This window comes from Stenotrophomonas sp. 80084_Sma (assembly GCF_056481995.1).
Window position 1 is genome coordinate 3,396,271 of sequence record NZ_CM151177.1, and the last position, 23,178, is coordinate 3,419,448.

At 64.4% G+C, this 23,178-nt stretch carries 15 protein-coding genes; 10 read left to right on the forward strand and 5 right to left on the reverse strand.

What is annotated here, in order from left to right; all coding sequences use genetic code 11:
• Positions 1 to 22: 22 nt before the first annotated feature.
• A complete protein-coding gene (locus ACZK3W_RS15845; RefSeq protein ID WP_197615840.1) occupies positions 23 to 1,627 on the reverse strand; it encodes a transglycosylase SLT domain-containing protein in 1,605 nt (534 codons plus the stop codon).
• Positions 1,628 to 1,749: 122 nt separating this feature from the next.
• On the opposite strand from ACZK3W_RS15845, the gene ACZK3W_RS15850 reads away from it, so the two are divergent.
• Positions 1,750 to 3,255 carry a helicase HerA-like domain-containing protein gene (locus tag ACZK3W_RS15850; RefSeq protein ID WP_197615839.1) on the forward strand — a complete coding sequence of 502 codons (1,506 nt, stop codon included), beginning with the start codon at positions 1,750 to 1,752 and terminating at the stop codon, positions 3,253 to 3,255.
• Between the two features lie 78 nt (positions 3,256 to 3,333).
• The gene (gene greB / locus ACZK3W_RS15855; protein WP_032128239.1) at positions 3,334 to 3,840 is read left to right on the forward strand and encodes a transcription elongation factor GreB; all 507 of its coding nucleotides are present in this window, start codon (positions 3,334 to 3,336) and stop codon (positions 3,838 to 3,840) included.
• A gap of 158 nt (positions 3,841 to 3,998) precedes the next feature.
• On the opposite strand, the gene ACZK3W_RS15860 is transcribed toward greB, so the two are convergent.
• On the reverse strand, positions 3,999 to 4,835 hold the full coding sequence (locus ACZK3W_RS15860) for a DUF3025 domain-containing protein (RefSeq protein ID WP_197615838.1): 837 nt from the start codon (positions 4,833 to 4,835) through the stop codon (positions 3,999 to 4,001).
• Complete coding sequence (gene rimO / locus ACZK3W_RS15865; protein ID WP_049398716.1) at positions 4,832 to 6,193, reverse strand: 30S ribosomal protein S12 methylthiotransferase RimO; 1,362 nt, start codon at positions 6,191 to 6,193, stop codon at positions 4,832 to 4,834. The genes ACZK3W_RS15860 and rimO overlap by 4 nt, the downstream gene beginning before the upstream one ends.
• 203 nt (positions 6,194 to 6,396) lie before the next feature.
• Between rimO and ACZK3W_RS15870 the strand changes: the two genes are divergently transcribed.
• The 3 genes from ACZK3W_RS15870 to ACZK3W_RS15880 are packed head-to-tail and all read left to right on the forward strand — an operon-like array spanning position 6,397 to position 7,670.
• Positions 6,397 to 7,068, forward strand: coding sequence for a dienelactone hydrolase family protein (locus ACZK3W_RS15870; RefSeq protein WP_197615837.1), 672 nt, complete (start codon positions 6,397 to 6,399; stop codon positions 7,066 to 7,068).
• Positions 7,065 to 7,487 (forward strand): HIT domain-containing protein, encoded by a 423-nt coding sequence (locus tag ACZK3W_RS15875; RefSeq protein ID WP_049398714.1) that lies wholly within the window; start codon positions 7,065 to 7,067, stop codon positions 7,485 to 7,487. Before ACZK3W_RS15870 ends, ACZK3W_RS15875 begins: the two co-directional genes overlap by 4 nt.
• Positions 7,488 to 7,502: 15 nt before the next feature.
• The gene (locus ACZK3W_RS15880; RefSeq protein WP_005418011.1) at positions 7,503 to 7,670 is read left to right on the forward strand and encodes a LiaI-LiaF-like domain-containing protein; all 168 of its coding nucleotides are present in this window, start codon (positions 7,503 to 7,505) and stop codon (positions 7,668 to 7,670) included.
• A 96-nt stretch (positions 7,671 to 7,766) separates the two neighbouring features.
• On the opposite strand, the gene dcd is transcribed toward ACZK3W_RS15880, so the two are convergent.
• Both dcd and apbC read right to left on the reverse strand, forming a co-directional pair.
• The gene (gene dcd / locus ACZK3W_RS15885; RefSeq protein ID WP_010483020.1) at positions 7,767 to 8,339 is read right to left on the reverse strand and encodes a dCTP deaminase; all 573 of its coding nucleotides are present in this window, start codon (positions 8,337 to 8,339) and stop codon (positions 7,767 to 7,769) included.
• 77 nt (positions 8,340 to 8,416) lie between these two features.
• Positions 8,417 to 9,271 (reverse strand): iron-sulfur cluster carrier protein ApbC, encoded by an 855-nt coding sequence (gene apbC, locus ACZK3W_RS15890; protein ID WP_026347084.1) that lies wholly within the window; start codon positions 9,269 to 9,271, stop codon positions 8,417 to 8,419.
• A 214-nt stretch (positions 9,272 to 9,485) separates the two neighbouring features.
• On the opposite strand from apbC, the gene ACZK3W_RS15895 reads away from it, so the two are divergent.
• The 5 genes from ACZK3W_RS15895 to ACZK3W_RS15915 all read left to right on the forward strand — a co-directional run bounded on the left by ACZK3W_RS15895 (position 9,486) and on the right by ACZK3W_RS15915 (position 22,954).
• Positions 9,486 to 12,275: a TonB-dependent receptor plug domain-containing protein gene (locus ACZK3W_RS15895; protein WP_180836621.1), complete on the forward strand. Its 2,790-nt coding sequence runs from the start codon at positions 9,486 to 9,488 to the stop codon at positions 12,273 to 12,275.
• 342 nt (positions 12,276 to 12,617) lie between these two features.
• Positions 12,618 to 15,425, forward strand: coding sequence for a TonB-dependent receptor domain-containing protein (locus tag ACZK3W_RS15900; protein WP_197615836.1), 2,808 nt, complete (start codon positions 12,618 to 12,620; stop codon positions 15,423 to 15,425).
• Positions 15,426 to 15,594: 169 nt separating this feature from the next.
• Positions 15,595 to 17,622: an alpha/beta hydrolase family protein gene (locus ACZK3W_RS15905; protein WP_049398711.1), complete on the forward strand. Its 2,028-nt coding sequence runs from the start codon at positions 15,595 to 15,597 to the stop codon at positions 17,620 to 17,622.
• Positions 17,623 to 17,808: 186 nt separating this feature from the next.
• Complete coding sequence (locus ACZK3W_RS15910) at positions 17,809 to 20,661, forward strand: TonB-dependent receptor domain-containing protein (protein ID WP_125893993.1); 2,853 nt, start codon at positions 17,809 to 17,811, stop codon at positions 20,659 to 20,661.
• A gap of 190 nt (positions 20,662 to 20,851) precedes the next feature.
• Entirely contained in the window at positions 20,852 to 22,954 is a 2,103-nt protein-coding gene (locus ACZK3W_RS15915; RefSeq protein WP_049398732.1) for a M13 family metallopeptidase, read from the forward strand.
• The last annotated feature ends 224 nt before the right edge of the window (positions 22,955 to 23,178 follow it).

Consider the following 23,178-nt stretch of genomic DNA (forward strand, 5'->3'; position numbering starts at 1 on the left):
GGGTTCCAGAGGTCGTGGGGGATTACTTGTCGCAGCCCTGCAGCTTCAGCGTCTGGCCGTGGCGCAGGCTGTAGGCCGGGGCCTTCAGGCCGTTGGCGCGGGCCAGGGTCGGCACGTCGCACTGGAACTTCGCGGCAATGGCGCCCAGGGTCTCACCCCGGCCCACCTTGTGGCTGCGCACCGGCTTCGGCCGTGCCGCCGGGCGCGGCGTGGCTACCGGAGCGACCGGTGTGGTCGGCACGCTGGTGGAGGCCGCGGCGTCGGCCACCGGCACCACGCCGCCCACGGCCACGCTGCCGGTGTAGCTGGCGGCGGTCGGGCGCTTGATCGCCGCGTTCAGATCGGCGGTGATCAGGGTGCGGGCCAGGTCGGCACGCGGGCCACTGACGCAGTTGCGCTGGTACAGGCCGGCAATGCGGGTGGTGGCGTTGATCAGCGTGCCGGCCGGAATCCAGCCATCGGCCTCATAGCGCGGGTTGAGATTGCGCAGCGCGCGCATGTAGCCATCACGGGTGCCGTGGCTGCCCAGGCAGATGGTCAGTTCGTAGATGGTGGTCGACTTGGCCAAGCGCAGCGTGGCCGGCTGCGCGCTGATCTTCGGGAACTCCACGCCGTATTGCTGCGGGTGCAGGAAGATCCAGGCCGCGGCGATCACCATCGGCACGTAGTCCTTGGTCTCGCCGGGGAACTGGTTGTAGACGCTGTCGGTCCAGAAGCTCTGCCCGGCGCTCTGCTTGAACACGCGCGCGGCGCGGCCTTCGCCACCATTGTAGGCGGCCACCGACATTTCCACGTTGTTGTTCAGTTCGCGCAGGCGTTCGTTGAGGTAGCTGGCGCTGGCCTCGGCCGCACTGCGTGCATCGAAGCGGGTGTCAAAGCCGGTGCCATCCGGGCCGAGGCCGAAGCGGCGGCCGGTGGCCGGCATGAACTGCATCAACCCGGCGGCGCCAGCGCGCGATGAAGCATGCACGCGGCCATTGGACTCCTTGGCCATGATGCCGAACAGCAGCGCTTCAGGCAGGCCACGCTTCTCCCACTCCGGCCACATCACCGCACGCAGGTTCTGGTAGTTCTCGTAGCTGGTCAGCAACGCCGGGCGCATGTCGGTCAGCCAGCGGCGGATGCCGGCCTGCACCGCCGGGTTGTATTCGACCATGCTGTCGAAGGCATGTCGCTTGTCGTTGAGCAGCGCTGCAGCGCGCGCGGCCTCCGGCACGTCGGCGGTGAGCGGGCCGATATGGTCGGGGTCGGCTTCCAGGCGGTCACCGCCCTCATCGGCCACGTCATCGCTGGCAGCGGCATCAGCATCATGCTTGAGCAGACGCTTGTAGCTGGCCAGCAGGGTGCCCATCTGGCAGCCCTTCTGCTTCACGCAGTCGTTGAGGACATCTTCCATGTCCTCCAGCGCGGCGTCCGCCTCGTTGCTGCCCTTGGGGTCGGCATTGGCGACCAGCAGCAGCGCATCGCTGTAGCGCTTCTCGGCGGCGGTCATGCGCTGCTGCAGCGCATCCACCTTCACCTTGTCCCGGGCCGAAACCCGCTGCGCATGGGCGTCGGGCGCCAGGGAAACCAGGCCGGCCAGGGCCAGCAGCGGCCAACCGCGGGAAATCAGGACAGGAACGGGCATTGATGGCACTGTGTGCGAAACAGGCAGGCAGAGTAGCGGCGCCGCCAAGGTCCGGGCAAGCCGACCTTCGGCCCGTCACCGCCGGCGGTTAACATTGGGCTATTCACCACAAGGGCTGGACCATGGATCCGATTCTGCTCGGCAAAGGCATCACCGACGATATTGCCGTCACCCTGCTGCCGAAACTCGGCAACCGCCACGGCCTGGTGGCCGGCGCCACCGGTACCGGCAAGACCGTGACCCTGATGACCCTGGCCGAGGGCTTCTCGCGGCTGGGCGTGCCGGTGTTCCTGGCCGATGTGAAGGGCGATGTGTCCGGCCTGGCGGTGCCCGGCCCTGGCGCCGAAAACCTGCTCAAGCGCGCCGCCGAGATCGGCGTGGCCGACTACGCACCGGCCGCCAGCCCGACCATTTTCTGGGACCTGTACGGCAAGCTGGGTCACCCGGTGCGCACCACGGTCAGCGAGATGGGCCCGACCCTGCTGGCGCGCATCCTCGAGTTGAACGACACCCAGTCCGGCGTGCTCGACATCGTGTTCAAGCTGGCCGACGACCGTGGCCTGCTGCTGCTGGACATGGACGACCTGCGCGCCCTGCTCGGCCTGGTCGCCGAGGAACGCAAGGACATCTCCACCGAGTACGGTCTGGTCAGCGCGCAGTCCATCGCTGCGATCCAGCGCTCGGTGTTGCGCCTGGCACAGGATGGCGGCGAGAACTTCTTCGGCGAACCGGCCTTGGAACTGGCCGACATCATGCGGGTCAATCACGACGGCCGCGGCGTGATCGGCATCCTCGCCGCCGACCAGCTGGTGCTCAAGCCCAAGTTGTATTCCACCTTCCTGCTGTGGCTGCTGTCGGAGCTGTTCGAGCAGCTGCCGGAGGTGGGCGACCTGGACAAGCCGAAGCTGGTCTTCATCTTCGACGAGGCCCACCTGCTGTTCGACGACGCACCGGCCTCGCTGGTGCAGCGCATCGAGCAGGTGGTGCGCCTGATCCGCTCCAAGGGCGTGGGCGTGTATTTCTGCTCGCAGTTCCCCGACGACGTACCGGGCAACATCCTCGGCCAGCTCGGCAACCGCGTGCAGCACGCACTGCGTGCGTTCACCCCGCGCGACCAGAAGGCGGTGAAGACCGCTGCCGAGACCTTCGTGCCGAATCCGAAGCTGGACGTGGCCAAGGTGCTCAGTCAGCTCGGCACCGGCGAAGCACTGGTCTCCACGCTGCAGGACAAGGGCGTGCCGATGCCGGTGCAGCAGACGATGATCGCACCGCCGCGCTGCCGGATGGGGCCGATCACCGAGGCCGAGCGCACCCAGGTGCGTGCCGGCAGCCCGGTCGGCAGCCGCTACGACACCGCGATCAACCGCGAATCGGCCGCCGAGCTGCTGGCCCAGCGTGCGCAGAAAACAGTCGAGCAGGCGCAGGCTCCCGCCGCCCGCAGCCGCGAGCAGGACGAAGCGCAGGAAGGCGGTTTCGGCCAGGCGATCAAGGATGCGATCTTCGGCACCAAGCGCCGCCAGGGCATGATCGAGACCATGGCCAAGCAGACCACGCGTACCGTTGGCACCAAGCTGGGCAACCAGATCGTGCGCGGCCTGCTGGGCGGCATCTTCGGCGGCAAACGCTGACCTGCCCTCCCGGGGTCGGAGGCCTTTCCTGTGGAAAGGACCCGGCCCCATCGTTCCCCTGAAAAGAAGTTGCACCACATGTCGCGTTGGCGTCCCCCTGCAGAAAAGAGTACCGCCCTGATCACCGCCTCCGGCCACGCCCGGTTGAAGGCCGAACTGGATGAGCTGTGGCGTGTGCGCCGCCCGGAGGTGGTGAAGGCGCTGGCCGCCGCTGCCGCGGAAGGCGACCGCTCCGAGAACGCCGAGTACACCTACCGCAAGAAGCAGCTGGGTGAAATCGACCGCCGCGTGCGCTACCTGACCAAGCGGCTGGAATCGCTGCGCGTGGTCGACACCACGCCGACCGATCCGCAGGCGGTGTTCTTCGGCGCATGGGTGGAACTGGAGAACGTGGACAGCGGCGACACCAGCCGCTACCGCATTGTCGGGCCGGATGAGACCGATGCTGGCCTGGGCTGGATCAGCATCGATTCACCACTGGCGCGCGCGCTGCTGAAGAAGCGGCTGGATGATGAATTCTCGGTGGAGCTGCCCGGCGGCCAGTTCACCTTTGCGGTAATCGGGGTGGAATACGAGCCGTTGTAGAGTCGACTGTCAGTCGACTACCGCGCGAAGCGCGGCACAAACCTCCGCAGCCGGACGGCAAACGCACCGCGATCCTCAATCGCGGTTGATGACTCGCCGAAGCCATCTGTCAGGCGTTCACGGCCTCGGAACGAAGAGCAGTCGACTGACAGTCGACTCTACATAGCCCCGTGCAACGGCGGCGGATACTGGCGGCCGGCACGCAACGGGCGGAAGTACGCGGCATCTGCATAGAAGTCGGCGTCCTGTCTCTCGTGCCAGCCCGGAACTCCAGCCAACGGCAGCGGACGCAACTGCAGGGGATCGGTCACTGCCCTGCCTTCGGCGATGGCCGCGGTCACTGCGTCAACGCAGGTGTCATCGGCTTTGCCGTGCACCACCACGCACTTGCCCACCAGCCGGCGGCCCGGCAGCAGCGCCTGCTCCATCAGCGCGTGCCCGAATACCGTAGCGATGGCAATGTCGCCGCTCAGCCAGTGTCTCGATTCGAACAGCGCACACCAGTCGTGCACATCCCAGGCAGCCAGCAGCGTGTGATCGCGCACACGCACGATCACGCCGGTTTCGTCGAACTGGGTCAGTGCCGCCTGCGCGCGGTTGCGCTGACCCGGCGGCATCGCCTCGATATGCCGGCACTGCTGCGCATTGAGCGCCTGCTTGAGCTGCGGGTAGTGGGCCCACACCAGTGCGTTGAACAGGTCATGCCAGTTGTCGGCGCGGGTGGCGATGCGGCCCTGTGCGATGCGGGCTTCGTAGTGCAGGCCGTCGGCCAGCAGCCTGGCATCCTGCTCGACCAGCTGCATGCCCGGTAGCGCGAGGCGTGCCTCGAGCGCTGCAATGGACGGCCACTCCGGGCCTTCCAACAGATCACGAACGTCGCGCAATCCGGCAAACACCGGGTGCCCGAACACCTGTGGATCGACCGCCGCACGCGGCGGCGGCACGAAACGGCGGACGCCGCTGCCGTCACCGGGGGCGGTCGTCGCCGCGGTCACAGCATCTTGAGATCGAATGCCGGGCGGGTGGCGGCCGGCAGCGCGTCACCGTACAGGTCGTGCTCGTCGCTCTCGGTGATGTCCACGTCGACGAACTCACCCACGCGCAACGGCACCTGGTCGGCATTCTGGATGTGCACCAGGCCATCGATCTCCGGGGCATCGGCCTTGGAACGGGCCACCGCGATATCGCCTTCGATGGCGTCGACCAGGCACTGCTGCACGGTGCCGATCTTGGCCTCCAGGCGCGCAGCGGAAATCTGCGCCTGCTTTTCCATGAAACGGGCCAGGCGCTCCTGCTTCACTTCCTCCGGAACCGCATCCGGCAGGTCGTTGGCGGTGGCACCCTCGACCGGCGAATAGGCGAACGCGCCGACGCGGTCCAACTGCGCTTCGTCGAGGAACGACAGCAGCTCTTCGAACTCGGCCTCGGTCTCGCCGGGGAAGCCGACGATGAAGGTGGAACGCACGGTGATGTCCGGCGCGATACGGCGCCAGTTCTGCACGCGCTCCAGGGTCTTCTCGACCGCGCCTGGGCGCTTCATCAGGCGCAGGATGCGCGGGCTGGCATGCTGGAACGGGATGTCCAGGTACGGCAGGATGCGGTTTTCGGCCATCAGCGGCACCACCTCGTCCACGTGCGGGTACGGGTAGACGTAGTGCATGCGCACCCACGCATCCAGCTCGGACAGGCCTTCGCACAGCGCCTTCAGACGGGTCTGGTAGGCCTTGTCGCGCCACATCTTCTCGGCGTACTTCACGTCCACGCCGTAGGCCGAGGTGTCCTGCGAAACCACCAGCAGCTCGCGCACGCCACCACGCACCAGGCGCTCGGCTTCACGCAGCACTTCATCCACCGGGCGCGAGACCAGCTTGCCGCGCATCGACGGAATGATGCAGAAGCTGCACTTGTGGTTGCAGCCCTCGGAAATCTTCAGGTAGGCATAGTGACGCGGGGTCAGCTTGATGCCGTAGTCGGGCACCAGGTCCACGAACGGATCGTGCTTGGGCGGCAGCGCTTCGTGCACCGCTTCCATCACGCTCTGGTAGTCCTGCGGGCCGGACACCGCCAGCACGTTGGGGTACGCCTCGCGGATCTGCTCCGGGCGCTTGCCCAGGCAGCCGGTGACGATGACCTTACCGTTCTGGTTCATCGCCTCGCCGATCGCGTCCAGCGACTCGGTCACCGCCGAATCGATGAAGCCGCAGGTGTTGACCACCACCACGTCGGCCGAATCGTAGGACGGCACGATGTCGTAGCCTTCCGAGCGGAGCTGGGTAAGGATGCGTTCGGAATCGACAAGGGCCTTCGGGCAGCCAAGGCTGACGAAGCCGACTTTGGGGTTCAGCTGGGACATGGAATCGCGGGACTCTGGGGGCCTGGGCCCCTGCCGTCGTGGCAGGGGTTCCTGGGGGCCGGGGCCTGAAAGGGCGCCAGTATACCGGGGTTGGCGGCCGCGCTCTGAATGGCCAGCCGCCCGATCACGCACAGCCGCTGACACCGCGCTAACCCACGCAGCGCCGACAATGCGGTTCTGTTCACCGCAACGAGATGGAAACGATGGCCGAGTGGATCACCCTGGATACGCATCACGGCCCGGTACGGGCCTGGCACGCCCTGCCGGAGGGCACCCCGCGTGGCGGGCTGGTGGTGGTGCAGGAAATCTTCGGCGCCAACCCGCACATCCGCGGCGTGGCCGAGCGCTTCGCGGCCGAAGGCTATGCGGTGCTGGCGCCGTCCTTTTTCGACCTGATTGACGGCACAGAAGCCGATCCGGACGCCCTGCCCTATGACGCCGACGGCGTGAAGCAGGGCCTGGAACGGATCAGCGCACTGGGCATGGAGAAGGCGCTGGAGGTGGTCCGTGCCGCAGCGACCCGGCTGGCCCCCTACGGCAAGGTCGGCACGGTGGGCTACTGCTGGGGCGGCACGGTGGCGATGCTGTCGGCCCTGCGCCTGGGCCTGCCCTCGGTCAGCTACTACGGTGCGCGCAACGTCCAGTTCCTGGATGAGACACCCAAGGCCCCGGTGATCTTCCACTTCGGTGCCCAGGACAAGAGCATCCCGCCGGAGGCCGTGCAGGCCCATCGCGAGAAGCTGCCGCAGATGGCCACCTTCGTCTATCCGGCCGACCACGCCTTCAACCGGGAGGTCGGACATGCGTATGATCCAGACAGCGCCACCCTGGCGCTGCAACGCACCCTGGACTTCTTCTCGGAGCATCTTGGATGAGCGAATTCGAACTCGATTCACGCCTGGCCACCGATAGCGTGCTGGTGGCGGAAGGACCGTTGTCGCAAGTGCGGCTGATGAACGACGAACGATTCCCCTGGCTGGTGCTGGTACCGCGCCTGGCCGGGGTGACCGAGTGGATCGAGCTGGACGGCGAGCAGCAGGACAAGCTGCGCACCGAGCTCAACCGCGCCTGCAAGGCCCTGAAGGGCGCCGACGGGGTGGAGAAGATCAATATCGGTGCGCTGGGCAACATCGTGCGCCAGCTGCATTTCCATGTAATCGGCCGCCATGACGGCGACCCCGCGTGGCCAGGCCCGGTCTGGGGCAGTGGCCCCGCGCATCGCTACGAGCCGGGTGCGCTGGACCAGCATGTCGCCTACTGGAAGGAACGGCTAGGATATCCAGCCCAGTCCTGAGCGTTTGCCGACCCGATGCGATTCAACCTCGTTGCCGCCGTCCTGCTGATCCTGATCGGCCTGTTCATGCTCGCCAGCAACCTCGGCTGGACGCACCTGAACCTGTCCAAGCTGCTGTTGACCTGGTGGCCGGTGGCACTGGTGGGCGTGGGCATCGCGATGCTGTTCGGTCGCGGGAAATAAGCTGGCGCCGGGCCATGCCCGGCGAGCGCAGCGTGTGGCCGCACCCATGAAAACGCCGGGCATGCCCGGCGTTTTTGTCATGCGATGGCGCGCCGCTCAGGTCCGCGGCAGGGTCACGCCGGTCTGGCCCTGGTACTTGCCACCACGATCGCGGTACGACGTCTCGCAGATGTCATCGGCGGCCGCCTGGAAGAACAGCATCTGCGCCACGCCTTCATTGGCGTAGATGCGTGCCGGCAGCGGCGTGGTGTTGCTGAATTCCAGGGTGACGTGGCCTTCCCACTCCGGCTCCAGCGGGGTCACGTTGACGATGATGCCGCAGCGCGCGTAGGTGCTCTTGCCCAGGCACACCACCAGGGTGTCGCGCGGGATGCGGAAGTACTCCACGGTGCGCGCCAACGCGAAGCTGTTGGGCGGGATGATGCATTCATCGCCGACGATATCCACGAAGCTGCCCGGATCGAAGTGCTTGGGATCGACGATGGTCGAGTTGATGTTGGTGAACACCTTGAACTCGCGCGAGCAGCGCACGTCGTAGCCGTAGCTGGAGGTGCCATAGCTGACGATGCGCTCGCCGTTGGCCTGCTTGACCTGCCCGGCCTCGAACGGCTCGATCATGCCGTGCTGCTCGGACATGCGGCGGATCCAACGGTCACTCTTGATGCTCATGCTTTGTCCTGGGGTACGAGGGGGCGCGAGGATTCTAGCAGGGGGCCGGGCGTTGCCGGCGGCCCCTGCCCTGGCACTTACAGCAGCGACGACAGGATCGGGATCGAGGCACGCGGACGCTTGCCAACCTCCTCGATCAGGCGCTGGGCGGCATGGCGGTAGGCCTGGGCCGGGACCGAATCCGGCTGGGCCACGGTGATCGGGGTACCGGAATCGCCCTGCTCGCGGATGCCGATCTGCAGCGGCAACGAACCCAGCAACGGCACGCCGTACTGCGCGGCCATGCGCTCGCCGCCGCCCTCGCCGAACAGGTGCTCGACATGCCCGCAGCTGCTGCAGGTATGCACCGCCATGTTCTCGACGATGCCGAGCACCGGCACCTCGACCTTCTCGAACATCTTCAGCGCCTTCTTCGCATCCAGCGTGGCGATGTCCTGCGGGGTGGTGACGATCACCGCGCCGGCCAGCGGGATCTTCTGGGTCAGGGTCAGCTGGATGTCACCGGTGCCCGGTGGCAGGTCGATCAGCAGGTAGTCCAGGTCATCCCACAGGGTGTCATTGAACAGCTGGGTCATCGCCGAGGTGGCCATCGGCCCACGCCAGATCATCGGCGTGTCTTCTTCGATCAGGTAGCCGATCGACATGGTGTCCACGCCGAACGCACGCAGCGGCTCGATGCTCTTGTTGTCGGGGCTTTCCGGGCGACCGGACAGGCCCAGCATGGCCGGCACGCTCGGCCCGTAGATGTCCGCATCAAGCACGCCCACGCGTGCGCCGAGCTGCTGCAGGGCCACGGCCAGATTGACCGCAGTGGTCGACTTGCCGACGCCGCCCTTGCCCGAACCAACCGCGATCACGTTGCGGATGCGGGCATGCGGCGTAAGTCCCTTCTGGACCTGGCTTGCATGGGGACGGCGGGGAGAACTGTTCACAACGAGCACCGGCGGGGTCAGGGGGAATAACCGAGCATCATACAAGCTGGACGTAACCTGACTGAAATTCAGGATTGCTACAGATTCGTGCACAGCTTGTTAAGTTCATGTTACGTTCGACCCGCACTGTTTTGGGCTGCGGAGCTGGCATTTCCAGCCCGCGCGATGGCGCATGCGCAGTGCCGTTTTTGTTTTTGCTCTCCAATGGAACTACATGAACTACGTAAGCAACACCGCACGTCGCAACACGCTCGCCGTCGCCCTGATTTCCGCTCTGATGGCCGCCGCCCCGGCAATGGCCCAGGACAAGGCGACCAACCTGGACAAGATCACCGTCACCGGTTCGCTGATCCCGCAGACCCAGGTTGAAACCCAGACCCCGGTGATGTCCATCACCGCCCAAGACATCCAGACCCGCGGCTTCAGCAGTGTTGCTGAAGTGCTGCAGCAGTCGTCGCTGACCACCGGCGGCCTGCAGGGTGGCCAGACCTCGGGTTCGTTCACCCAGGGCGCCGAAGCTGCCGGCATGTTCGGCCTGAACCCGGGCTACACCAAGTACCTGATCAACGGCCGCCCGATGCTCTCGTATCCGGCGCTGTACAACGGCAGCGAAACCTTCAACAACATCAGCGGCATTCCGATCGACATCGTCGAGCGCATCGAAGTGCTGCCGGGCGGCCAGTCCTCGCTGTACGGCTCGGACGCAATCGCCGGTGTGGTCAACATCATCCTGAAGGAGCGCATGGACGGCGGCACCATGACCCTCCGTGGCGGCACCTACACCGAAGGCGGTGGCAGCAACATCCGCTTCAGCGCCGCCAAGGGCATCAACGCCTTCGACGACCGCTTCCATGCACTGTTCAACGTGCAGATCGAGAACGGCAGCCCGATCTGGGGCTACCAGCGCGACATCACCCGCCAGAACAACCCGGTCGGCTACACCGCCCAGGTTCCGTCGAACGACTTCGCCGTCATCACCAACGCTGACAACAAGCTGCTGATGATGGACCCGAGCCGTTGCGCGAACGTCGCTGGGCTGTATGACGGCACCACTGTGGTCGGCCAGCGCCCGTCGGGCGAGTCCTGCGGTTCGGTGTACAGCGCCGGCTACAAGACCCTGAAGAACGGCAAGAACAGCGGCCAGTTCTACTCGTCGATGACCTTCGACGTGAACGACAACTTCCAGCTGTTCGCCGATGTGCTGTACAGCAAGGAAAAGACCGAGTTCACCTCCGGCTCCAGCGCCCTGTGGTGGGGCACCAAGTCGAGCCTGGGCAGCTTCTACGACCAGGGCCTGGGCAAGGTCGTGAACCTGCAGCGCGCCTTCGCGCCGGAAGAAATCGGCCCGGGCCACTACAACAACATCATGAACTCCGACGAAAGCCGTGCCTACCAGGTCACCCTGGGCGGCAAGGGCATGGTCGGCGACTGGGACTACAGCGCCAGCTTCACCCGTGGTGAGTACCGCCTGGACCAGAACCGCTTCGTGCGCTGGAAGGACAAGATCGATGGCTTCTTCGGCGACAACGTGCTGGGCCCCAAGCTGGGCACCACCGCTGATGGCTTCGACATCTACAACCCGGACTACGCGGCCTTCTACTCGCCGATCACTCCGGACCAGTTCGCCAGCTTCACCGGCTACGGTACCCACCGCAGCAAGACCTGGCAGAACCTGGGCCGCGTGCAGGTGACCAACGGCTCGCTGTTCAGCCTGCCGGGCGGTGACGCCGGCCTGGCCGTTGTGCTGGAAGGTGGCAGCGAAGGTTGGGACTACTCGCCGGACCAGGCGTTCGTCAAGGGCAACGTGTGGGGCACCACCGCCGTCGCCGGCGCCGGCCACCGCAGCAACTATGCGGTCACCAGCGAGCTGCGCATGCCGCTGCACGACAAGCTGACCGTCAGCGCGTCGGGCCGCTATGACGCCTTCAAGATTGCCGACAAGACCGTCGACAAGGCCACCTACAGCATCGGTCTGGAATTCCGTCCGATCGAGAGCCTGCTGCTGCGTGGCAAGTACGGTACCGCCTTCCGCGCGCCGACCCTGTCCGATGCCTTCCAGGGCATGAGCGGTTCGTACTCGTCCGGCCAGAACGACTACTACCGCTGCAGCCAGCTGGGCTACGGCCTGCGTGACGAGGCCTGCTCGTTCTACAAGAACACCTCGGTGTACAGCGAAAAGTCCGGCAACCCGGACCTGAAGCCGATCACCGCCGACGTCTGGAGCGCAGGCGTGGTGTGGGCTCCGGTCAGCAACTTCTCGCTGTCGGCCGACTACTACAACTGGAAGATCAAGAACGAGGTCAAGACCCTCAGCAGCGACCAGCTGCTGCTGGCCGAGTACCAGTGCCACAACGGCCTGCCGAACAACACCTCGGCCAGCTGCGGTGACGTGACCAACTGGGTGTCCCGCGATGCCGGTGGCAACCTGACCCGCGTGTACACGCCGAAGCTCAACGTTGCCAGCCAGAACCTGGAAGCGGTGACCGTGGCGGCCAAGTACCAGCAGGATATCGGCCGCTTCGGCTCGCTGATGTTCTCCGGCAACTACACCAACATGCTGAAGCGTGAAGTGCAGCCGATGCCGGGTGCCGCCAAGCTGGATCTGCTGAGCGATCCGTACAACATGTGGTACTACGACAACTTCGCCAAGGTTCGCGGCGATCTGTCGGTGGCCTGGAACATCGCCAAGTTCACCACCACCGTGTACGCCAACTACGTCGGCAGCACCCCGAACTACCTGGCCTACACCGGCCGCAGCTACGGCTACGTCCACTCCTCCGGCGCCAAGGCCGGCAAGTGGGGTTCGTACACCACGTACAACCTGAGCATGAACTACCAGGCACAGGAAGATCTGGTCCTGTCGCTGATGGTCAACAACGTGTTCAACAAGCTGCCGGAAGGCCAGCGCTACAACTACCCGGGCAACGAATCGACCCCGTTCAATGACGGCTTCTACAGCGTCTACGGCCGCCAGATCTCGGCCCAGGTCAAGTACAACTTCTGATCCCGTCGTTTTCCGGACTTCGTGTCTGGACCAGGCCCCGCTTCGGCGGGGCCTTTTTTTTGGTTCCAGGAAGCCTTCGGTAAAGCATTGATGCAGAAGCAGCAAATGCACTACGAAAGAATGCCCTTCATATCGCCATCTTTTGAAACACTCCAAAACAATTGGCGTTAGTCATTGATATATCGCCATTTTTCAGGCAAAAGCCCGATTGACGAAATGACGATCGCGTGTTCCCTGCGTTAAGTGCGTGTTACGGTCCGGCTGAATGGAATGCAACTGAACAGATCGTTAAGCCGACACGGAAGCCGGTAGCCAAGACATCGCTCACTACGGGGATTTTCCATGTCTCGCCATCGTTCCACACTCTCGCGCCACCCACTGACGCTCGCCCTGCTCGGCACACTGCTCGCCTCCGGCACGGCCCTGGCGCAAAGCGGCAATGCACCGACCCAGCTTGACCGCGTGACGGTCACCGGTTCGCTGATTCCGCAGACCGAGATCGAGAACCACACGCCGGTCCTGACCGTGACCGCAGAGGACATCCAGACCCGCGGCTTCACCAGCGTTGCCGACGTCCTGCAGCAGTCCTCGCTGTCCACTGGCGGCCTGCAGGGTGGCCAGACCTCGGCCTCGTTCACCCAGGGCGCCGAAGCCGCCGGCATGTTCGGCCTCAGCCCGGGTTACACCAAGTACCTCATCAACGGCCGCCCGATGCTTTCATATCCGGCGCTGTACAACGGCGGCGATACGTTCAACAACATCAGCGGCATTCCGATCGACATCGTCGAGCGCATCGAGATCCTGCCGGGCGGCCAGTCCTCACTGTATGGCTCCGATGCGATCGCTGGCGTGGTCAACATCATCCTCAAGGAACGCATGGATGGTGGCGTCCTCAACGTCCGTGGCGGCGCCTACAGCGAAGGCGGCGGCAACAGCTTCCGCTTCAGCGGCGCCCGCGGCTTCAATGGTGTCGATGACCGCTTCCACGCGCTGGTCAATGTGCAGTACGAAAAGACCAGCCCGATCTGGGGCTACCAACGCGATCTGACCAAGGTCAACAATCCCGACGGCTACAGCCCGCAGTACGTCTCCAACGATTTCCTGGTGCTGCTGCCGGCCAACAACAACCGTTACGCGATGATGGACCCGAACCTGTGCGCCAACGTCGCCGGGCAGTTCGATGGCACCACCGTGCTCGGCACCCGACCCACCGGCCAGGCATGCGGCTCGACCTATGGCACCGGCTACAAGACCATCAAGAACGGCAAGGAAAGCGCGCAGATCTACAGCTCTGCCACCTTCGACGTGAATGACAATTTCCAGCTGTTCGGCGATGCGCTGTACAGCCTGGAAGAGGTCAAGTACGCGACGGGTTCCGGCTACACCTGGTGGGGCACCTCTTCCGGTTGGGGCCGCTTCTACGACCAGGCCAGCGGCCAGTACATGAACCTGCAGCGCGTGTTCGCCCCGGAAGACATCGGCGGCGCCGGCTACCGCGACATCATGAACACCGACCGCAACAAGGCCTATCAGGTGACGCTGGGCGGCCGCGGCACGGCCGGCAACTGGGACTACAGCCTCAGCTTCACCCGCGGCGAGTACAAGCTGACCGAGCGCAATTTCGTGCGCTGGAATGACCCGATCAACGATTACTTCGAACAGCGCGTGCTCGGCCCGGTGCTGGGAACCACCAGCACCGGCTACGACATCTACAGCCCGAACTGGGAAGCCTTCTACGCGCCGCTGCCGGCCGGTGACTTCCAGACCTTCACCGGCTACAGCTACAGCCAGAGCCGCACCTGGCAGAACCTGGCCCGTGCACAGGTCACCAATGGATCACTGTTCAAGCTGCCCGGCGGCGACGCCGGCCTGGCCGTGGTCGTTGAAGGTGGCAGTGAAGGCTGGGACTACAGCCCCGATCCGGGCCTGATGGATGGCAGCGTCTGGGGCACCACGGCGGTCTCCGGTGCCGGCCACCGCAGCAACTATGCGGTGACCGGTGAGCTGCGTCTGCCGCTGCATGACACGCTGACAGTCACCGGCTCCGGCCGCTACGACGCCTTCAAGATCGGCAGCAACACCGTCGACAAGTCCACCTACAGCATCGGCATCGAGTTCCGCCCGATCGAGAGCCTGCTGTTCCGCGGCAAGTACGGCACTGCCTTCCGCGCGCCGACCCTGTCCGACGCATTCCAGGGCCGCAGCGGCTACTATGCCAACGGCTCCACCGACTACTACCGTTGCGGCCAGCTGGGCTACGACCCGGCCAACACCACCGGTTGCCCGTATGACAGCGTCTCGGTATTCGGCACCCGCGCCGGCAATCCGGACCTGGAACCGATCACCGCCGACGTCTGGAACGCAGGTGTTGTGTGGGCACCGATCAACAACCTGTCGCTGTCGGTGGACTACTACAACTGGAAGATCAAGAACGAGGTCGATACGCTCAGCTCCGACCAGCTGCTGCTGGCCGAGTACTACTGCCGTGGCGGCCAGGCCAACAACACCTCGGCCAGCTGCCAGAACGTCGACGACTGGATCACCCGCGATGCGTCCGGCGTGCTGGACGAGATCTACACCCCGAAGATGAACGTCGCCCGCCAGAACCTGGAAGCGCTGACCGCCAGCTTCAAGTACGTGCACGACATGGGCCGCTTCGGTTCGTTGCAGTTCTCGGGCAACTACACCGACATGCTCAAGCGCGAACTGCAGCCGCAGCCGGGCGATGAGTTCCTGGACCTGCTGCGTGACCCGTACGCGATGTGGGTATATGACTCCTACGCCAAGGTGCGCGCCGATGGTTCGGTCGGCTGGGCCAAGGACAAGTGGACCACCACCCTGTATGCCAACTACATCGGCAAGACGCCGAACTACATGGCCTACGTGGGCAATGGCTACGACTACGTCCACAGCTCCGGCTACAAGGCAGGCAAGTGGGGGTCCTACACCACCTACAACCTGAGCGTGAACTATCGCGCGCTGGACAACCTGACCCTGTCGCTGATGGTCAACAACGTGTTCAACAAGATGCCGGACAACCAGCGCTTCAGCTTCGCCGGGACCAGCGGCCAGCCGTACAACAATTACCTGTACAACGCCTACGGGCGTGCCATCTATGTGCAGGCCAAGTACGAGTTCGGCGATCACTGATCCAGGCCCTTGCCGCACCAAAGACCCCGCCCCCGGCGGGGTCTTTTTTTGCTGGTCGTCCCTCCAGGGCGTGACGCGCGCCCGGGCATTCACGCCAAGTTGACTGGATTCACGTCTTCGTTCATCTTCAGGTCATATTGATGTGCCCGCCACAAGGACCCTGCCGACCATGGAACTGCGCTTGTCCCCCGCCCGCCTTGGCGCCGCCGCACTGGCGGCGCTGTGCATTGCCCCTGCCCTCGCAAGCCCTCTGCCAGCCGAGGATTTCGCCAAGATCCCCACCATCCAGTCGGTCACCATGAGCGCCGACGGCAAGCAGCTGGTCGCGATCGTCGCCGCGCCCGGCAGCGACAACAGCGATACCGCCCTGGCCAACTGGAACCTGGATAACCTCGGCGCCGGTCCGGTCGCCATCACGCCATCCGGTGACCGGATGAAGTTCATCGCGGCAAGCGCACTGAAGGCGGGACGCAACCTCGTCATCGGACGCCAGGAATGGACAGGCAAACTCGGCGGCTGCGGTGAAGGCAACAGTACGGGAGCCACCAAGACCTTCCTGACCAAGGCCTACCTCACCGACGCTACCCAGACCAAGTTCGACGAGGCTTTCGCCAACAACACCCGCACGCTCGGGGTCAGCCCCGAGACCCTTCGCTGCCTCGAACTTGCGGGTACCGCCTCGCTCGTCCATGGGCTGCCGCTGGATGCAGACAGGGTCATCATCAGCCAGCTCAATGAGGCCACGCTGCAGGCCAACTACTATCGCTTCAACCTGCGCACGGGCCAGACCGAACTGCTGTTCAAGGGCAGCTCCCGCACGTCACCCGGCCTGTTCCATCCCCGAACAGGTGAAGTCCTTACCCAGACCCAGGTCGAATCCGCCGGCTCCGACGATTTCGAACAACGCATTCTGATCAAGAACAGCGCCGGCCAGTTCGAAGTGCACGCCCCCCTGACCACCCGACTGAGCGAACGCTATACGGTGGAAGTCGTCGGCATAGACGATGACAGCGGCAAGCTGTACGTGCTGACCGACCAGTTCTCCGATCTGGTGCAGGCGCGACTGTACGATCCTGCCAAAAAGGAGTTCGACAAGGAGCCTCTGGCCGCCCATCCGTCCTTCTCGATCAGTTCACTGATCCTGGGCACGCGCAAGAGCAACTTCAACCAGGTCCTCGGCTTCTATATCGACGGTCCGCAGCGACAGGCCGTGTACGTGGATCCGCAGATGAAGGCCCTGCAGGAGGGCCTGCAGAAAGCCTATCCCGGCCTGAGCATCTACATCACCGGCTACAACGACGACCTTTCGCGCGTCCTGTTCACCACGGAAAGCAACCGCAACCCGAAGAGCTACTTCATCCTGGCCGATCGCAAGGATGTCGTGCCACTCGGCAATGAGCGCCCCTGGGTGGACAGCAAACAGATTGGCGAACAACGCTGGGTGACCTACACCGCACGCGATGGGCTGCAGATTCCAGCGATTCTGGATCTCCCGCCGGGCTGGAAGCAGGGCGACGGCCCGCTGCCGGCACTCGTTCATCCGCACGGCGGGCCGTGGGCGCGCGACTACACTGGCTGGGATGCATCAGGCTGGGTACCGTTCTTCACTTCGCGCGGCTACGCCGTGTTGCGCCCTCAGTACCGCGGCAGCGCCGGCCTTGGCCGCAAGCTCTGGCTGGCAGGTGACGCCGAGTGGGGCCAGAAGATGCAGGACGACAAGGATGACGGCGCCGCCTGGCTGGTCTCACAGGGCATCGCCGCCAAGGACCGGATCGCGATCTTCGGCTATTCCTACGGTGGTTTCGCGGCTGCCGCTGCAACGGTCCGAAGCCCATCGCCCTACCAGTGCGCCATCGCGGGTGCCCCGGTCACTGATCTTGGCCGACTGGGCACCTCCTGGAGCCAGAACCGCCTGCAACGCATTCTGCAGGGGCGCACGGTGAAGGGCATGGACCCGATGCAGAACACCGCGAAGGCCACGATTCCTCTGCTGACCTTCGTCGGCGACCGTGACGTACGCACGCCGTCCTTCCATGCGAGGAACTTCTACAACGGCGTACAGGGCAAGGTGCCGGCCCGGTTCGAACTGATCCCCGACATGCCGCACAGCATGCCCTGGTACCCCGTGCACTTCCGGACGACATTGACGCTCATGGCCGACTACCTGAGCAAGGATTGCGGCCCCGGCGGCCTCTGATCCCTCCCCGGGCACCCTCGCTTTCACCAAGCCCCTGCCGGCCAGGCAGGGGCTTTTTCATGCCCCAAATACTGAATTTCCCCATAACAACAGCAAGTTAAGAGATTTTAATATTCATGTTGCATTTACTTTACGCGACTCATACACTCCATTAACCGAAGCATAACAAGTGGGGATCAAAACGAAATGCGCAACGCCAACCGCCAATCAAAGCCAAGCCGCGTCCCGTTGACTCTTGCTGTGCTGGCCTGCCTGCAGGTCGCACCGGCTCTGGCCCAGGAATCCACCCAGCAGGAAGCAAAGGCGTCAAGCAGCTCAAGCGCTTCCACCCGCGCAACCGATCTTGACAAGGTTACGGTCACCGGCTCCCTGATCCGCCGTGCGGACTACGAGACCACTTCGCCGGTGTTCACGATCAACGCCGAAACCAATGCGAAGCAGGGCCAGGTCAACGTGGCCGAGTTCCTGCAGAAGTCGGCCATCGGTTCGGCCGAAACCCAGATCACCCACCAGTTCGGCGGCTTCGTCGTGGACGGCGGCACCGGCGTACAGACCGTGTCGCTTCGCGGCCTGGGCGCCAACCGCACCCTGGTGCTGCTCGATGGCCAGCGCCCCGGCCCGGCCGGTACCCGTGGCGCCGTCGGCGCCTTCGACCTGAACGTCATTCCCACCGCCATCCTGCAGCGTGCCGAGATCGTGAAGGACGGTTCGTCCTCGATCTATGGTTCCGACGCGGTGGCCGGTGTGGTCAACCTGATCACCAAGAAGAACATCGAGCGCCCGGAGCTGACCGTCACCGGTCGCGTGCCGACCGAGGGTGGCGGCGAAGTGTTCTCGGCGTCGCTGGCCAATGGCTGGAACTTCGAAAAGGGCAGCGTCGTGGCTGCCGTCGAGTGGTACAAGCACTATGAGCTGACCCGCGGCGACCGCGACTATCTGAAGTGCGGCAACGACCTGATCAAGGACGCGGACGGCAACCGCATCGATCGCGAAGATCGCTCGGTCAACGCCGGCACCCCGCTGGCCGGCTGCAACAACATGCTTCACAACGTGGTCGACATCGGCAGCACCCGCTATGTGCCGTCGGGTGATGGCACCACTGTCGGCCCGCTGCCGGGCTACCGCCCGCGCAAGACCCAGACCTATGCGCGTGGCCAGGCCTTCTACGATGAGCCGTTGAACTTCGCCCGTTGGGGCGAGGGCCAGATCATCAACCAGCAGGAACGCAAGACGGTCTACCTGGCAACCGATTTCGGCTTCGATTCGGTCAACTGGAAGACGCAGTTCCTGTTCAACCGCCGCGAAACCGAAACGTTCGCCTGGCGCCAGTTCTTCCCGTACGCATACCTGCCGGGCACCCGCATCGAAGCCAATCCGGTGATGCTGTTCAAGTCGCAACAGGATGTGACGGTCGACTACTTCTATGCCGCCACCAAGCTTGACGGCCTGTTCAAGGGCACCGACACCTGGGCATGGGAAGTCAATGCGAACTTCAGCCACTCCAAGGGCAAGTACGGTAACCTCGCCATCCAGGCCTCCAAGAGCGGCGACCTGGACTACACCGATGCTCCTCCGGCGGTGAACTACTTCGATCCGGAGTACCTCAGCGGCCGCAAGGTCGATGAACTGGTCGACAAGCTGGGCGTCTGGGACTGGGGCAAGACCATCTACAAGCAGGCCACCATCAACGCCGTCGTCAGCGGCGACCTGTTCGAGATGCCGGCGGGTGCGGTCGGTTTTGCGGGCGGCCTGGAATACCGCTACTACTCGATCAACGACCAGCCGGGCGAATTGTCGCGCGCCGGTGACATCTGGGGCTCGTCCTCGGCTGATGTGACCAAGGGCAACGACAAGGTCAAGGAAGCCTTCGTCGAGCTGGACGTTCCGCTGCTGAAGGGCCTGCCTGCGGTGGAGTCGCTGAGCCTGAACGCCTCCGGCCGTGTATTCAAGTACGACACGGTGTCCGGTTCGGACAACGTCTGGAAGGTCGGCCTGAACTGGCAGATCATCCCATCGGTGCGTCTGCGTGGCTCGATCGGCACTTCCTACCGTGCTCCGGGCCTGTATGAGCTGTACCTGGGCAACCAGACCGGCTTCTTCCAGCAGGCAAACGATCCGTGCGTCCGCTGGGGTGAAAGCTCCAACAGCGCCTATCAGACCAACTGCGCAGCCGCAGGCATTCCCGCCGATTATGCGGGCGGCGGCTCGAGCGGTACCTCGTACGCCACCGGCGGTGGCAGTGGCCTGATTCCCGAAACCTCGCGTGCGAAGACTGCGGGTATCGTGTTCACTCCGACCTTCGCCAACCTCAGCGTGGCCATCGACTACTTCGACTATGAAGTGAAGGATGAAATCGCCCAGCTCGGCAGCACCAACATCATGCGCGGCTGCTACGGCGGCACGGTGTACCCGAACAGCTACTGCGACCTGCTGAAGCGCAACCCGGCTACCGGCAACCAGCCGTATGCGGTGACCGAGATCCAGAACAAGTACATCAACATCAACAAGCAGCGCACCCGTGGTTACGACCTGACCGCCAACTTCGATCACGACTTCTCGTTCGGCAAGTTCTCGGCCGAGACCCAGGTCACCTACACGATCGAAGACACCCAGGAAGTGTTCTCCAGTGCGGCTGCAAGCGGCCTGGAATCCTCGGAACTGCTGGGCGACATCGGCCGTCCCAAAGTCGTGGGCAATCTGGCATTGAGCCTGACCCGTGGCGACTGGTCGTTCAACTGGCTGACCACCTATATCCACAAGACCGAAGACATCGACCTGAACCCGGTGTACACCTATCAGGGCCGTCCGAACTCCTACCGTGACATCGTTGCCGATTCGCGCACGTACCACACCGCTTCGGTCAGCTACGCGCAGGCCGACTGGGAAATCCTGGTGGGTGTCAGCAACATCTTCAACAAGACCCCGCCGTTGATCTCCACCGGCGTCAGCGATGCCCGCTACGGCAACATCCCGGCATTCGCAACCCAGTACGACCTGTACGGCCGCACCCCGTTCGTGCGTCTGAAGTACAAGTTCTGATCCACGCCTGATCGCAGGACCCCGACAGACCCGGCTTTTGCCGGGTCTGTCTTTTCCGGCCCACGAAGCGGCCCCCTTGCGCCCGGCCATGACCTTCGACACCCTTGCAGGGCAGGCCGGCGGCGTATTGTTCGGCCCACGGCCGTCCCCGCGGCCCTTCCCTGACTCACTCGGCCTGGAGGCCATCAAAGTGACCCGTACTCCCAAGATCGTGCTGCTGACCCTGGCCGTTTCGGCCGCGCTGGTCGGCTGCGGCAAGAACGAAACCCCGGCCAAGGATGCCACCGCCTCCACGCCGGCTGCGGCCGAAGCCACCAACTACACGCTGGACGAGAGCAAGCTGCCGGCCTACAACGCCTTCCAGCCCAGCGATCTGGATGCCAGCAAGGACGCCTGTGGCGCCTTCGGCGACTACGTGAACAGCAAGTGGCTGGCCGCCAATGAAATTCCGGGCGACCGCACCAGCTGGGGCGCGTTCACCATCCTCGACGAGCGTTCGGTGGCCGTGCAGCACCAGCTGGCTGAACAGGTCGCGCAGGTCAAGAACCCGAACCATATCGAGAAGATCGTCGGCGACCTGTGGGCCACCGGCATGGACGAAGCCAAGATCAATGCCCAGGGCATCGAGCCGCTGAAGGCCGATCTCACCGCGATCGACGGCCTGCAGGACAAGGCGGCCATCGCCGACTACCTGCGCAGCAGCGCGGCCAAGGGTGACAACGTCCTGTTCGGCTTCGGCGCTGAAGCCGACTTCAAGAACTCGGCCGTGAACCTGGCCTACGCCAGCCAGGGCGGCCTGGGCCTGCCGGACAGCACCTACTACACCGATGCCAAGAACGCCGACAAGCTGAAGGCCTACCAGGCACACGTCGCCAAGGTGCTGGAGCTGTCCGGCGTCGCCGCTGCCGACGCTGCCAAGCAGGCCGAGGACGTGGTCAAGTTCGAGACCCGCCTGGCCAAGGCCTCCAAGTCGCGCGTCGAGCTGTCGCGCAACGTCGAGCTGTACTACAACCCGGTCACCCTGGCTGACGCCGACAAGCTGACCCCGAACTTCAGCTGGACCGAGTTCTTCAAGTCGCAGGGCGTAGCCGCGCCGGAGAAGTTCTCGCTGGCCATGCCGGCCTTCCATGAGGAAGTGAGCAAGGCGCTGGGCGATACCGATCCGTCGGTGTGGCGCGCCTACCTGCGCTTCCACACCGTGGACAGCGCTTCGCCGTACCTGGCCGATGCCTTCGTGCAGGAGAACTACGAGTTCTACGGCAAGACCCTCAACGGCCAGAAGGAACAGAAGCCGCGCTGGAAGCGCGTGCTGGGCACCATCGAGAACGACGCCGGTGAAGCCTTCGGCCAGCTGTACGTGAAGGTTGCCTTCTCGCCGGAAGCCAAGGCGAAGATGGAAGAGCTGGTGAAGAACCTGGCCGCTTCGCTGAAGGAACGCATCCAGGGCCTGAGCTGGATGAGCGATGAAACCAAAGCCAAGGCCATCGCCAAGTGGGAAACCTTCACCCCGAAGATCGGTTACCCGGACAAGTGGCGTGACTGGGCGGGCCTGCAGACCCAGCGCGACAGCTACCTGGGCAATGTGCGCGCGGCCAGTGAGTTCAACTACAAGTTCAACCTGTCCAAGATCGGCAAGCCGGTGGACAAGACCGAGTGGGGCATGACCCCGCAGACGGTCAACGCCTACTACAACCCGCTGCAGAACGAGATCGTGTTCCCGGCCGCCATCCTGCAGCCTCCGTTCTTCGATCCGAAGGCCGACGACGCACTGAACTATGGCGGCATCGGTGCGGTGATCGGCCACGAAATGACCCACGGTTACGACGACCAGGGTGCACGCTTCGGGCCGACCGGCAACATGGAAGACTGGTGGACTGCCGCTGACAAGAAGAACTTCGAAGGCTTGACCGGCAAGCTGGTCAAGCAGTTCGACCAGTACAAGGTCGACGGCCAGGCCGTGAACGGTCACCTGACCCTGGGCGAGAACATCGCCGACCTGGGCGGCCTGGCTACCGCCTACGACGCCCTGCAGAAGGCCTCCGCCGGCAAGGAAGATGCAAAGGTCGATGGATTCACCCGCGACCAGCGCTTCTTCTTCAACTGGGCCACCGTGTGGCGCACCAAGTACACCCCGGAAAACGCCAAGGTCCGCCTGGCCACTGACCCGCACGCGCCGGCGCAGTTCCGAGCCATGGGTGCGCCGTCGAACCTGCCGACCTTTGCTGCGGCCTTCCAGTGCAAGGCCGGTTCGCCGATGGCCCGCGCCGGCGAGCAGCAGGTGGTGATCTGGTAAGCCCTGGCTGATGCCAAGGTAGACCTGCAGAGGCCCGGGAATTCCCGGGCCTTTGTTTTTTGCCGCGCCCGTCATCCACGCATGGCGTGGATCTGCTGCGCCTGTGCAGGCCCACGCCGTTGGTAGATGCCGACCTTGGTCGGCGTATGGCACGGCGGAGCCACCGTGATGCGTGCATGCGGTGTCGATGCCACACACCCGGTAGCGCCGGGCCATGCCCGGCG

What these genes read in the sequence shown, in the direction of transcription:
- ACZK3W_RS15845 (WP_197615840.1), bottom strand. Translation starts at nt 1,627, where the DNA reads ATGCCCGTTCCTGTCCTGATTTCCCGCGGTTGGCCGCTGCTGGCCCTG.
- ACZK3W_RS15850 (WP_197615839.1), top strand. Translation starts at nt 1,750, where the DNA reads ATGGATCCGATTCTGCTCGGCAAAGGCATCACCGACGATATTGCCGTC.
- greB (WP_032128239.1), top strand. Translation starts at nt 3,334, where the DNA reads ATGTCGCGTTGGCGTCCCCCTGCAGAAAAGAGTACCGCCCTGATCACC.
- rimO (WP_049398716.1), bottom strand. Translation starts at nt 6,193, where the DNA reads ATGTCCCAGCTGAACCCCAAAGTCGGCTTCGTCAGCCTTGGCTGCCCG.
- ACZK3W_RS15870 (WP_197615837.1), top strand. Translation starts at nt 6,397, where the DNA reads ATGGCCGAGTGGATCACCCTGGATACGCATCACGGCCCGGTACGGGCC.
- ACZK3W_RS15875 (WP_049398714.1), top strand. Translation starts at nt 7,065, where the DNA reads ATGAGCGAATTCGAACTCGATTCACGCCTGGCCACCGATAGCGTGCTG.
- ACZK3W_RS15880 (WP_005418011.1), top strand. Translation starts at nt 7,503, where the DNA reads ATGCGATTCAACCTCGTTGCCGCCGTCCTGCTGATCCTGATCGGCCTG.
- dcd (WP_010483020.1), bottom strand. Translation starts at nt 8,339, where the DNA reads ATGAGCATCAAGAGTGACCGTTGGATCCGCCGCATGTCCGAGCAGCAC.
- ACZK3W_RS15895 (WP_180836621.1), top strand. Translation starts at nt 9,486, where the DNA reads ATGAACTACGTAAGCAACACCGCACGTCGCAACACGCTCGCCGTCGCC.
- ACZK3W_RS15900 (WP_197615836.1), top strand. Translation starts at nt 12,618, where the DNA reads ATGTCTCGCCATCGTTCCACACTCTCGCGCCACCCACTGACGCTCGCC.
- ACZK3W_RS15905 (WP_049398711.1), top strand. Translation starts at nt 15,595, where the DNA reads ATGGAACTGCGCTTGTCCCCCGCCCGCCTTGGCGCCGCCGCACTGGCG.
- ACZK3W_RS15910 (WP_125893993.1), top strand. Translation starts at nt 17,809, where the DNA reads ATGCGCAACGCCAACCGCCAATCAAAGCCAAGCCGCGTCCCGTTGACT.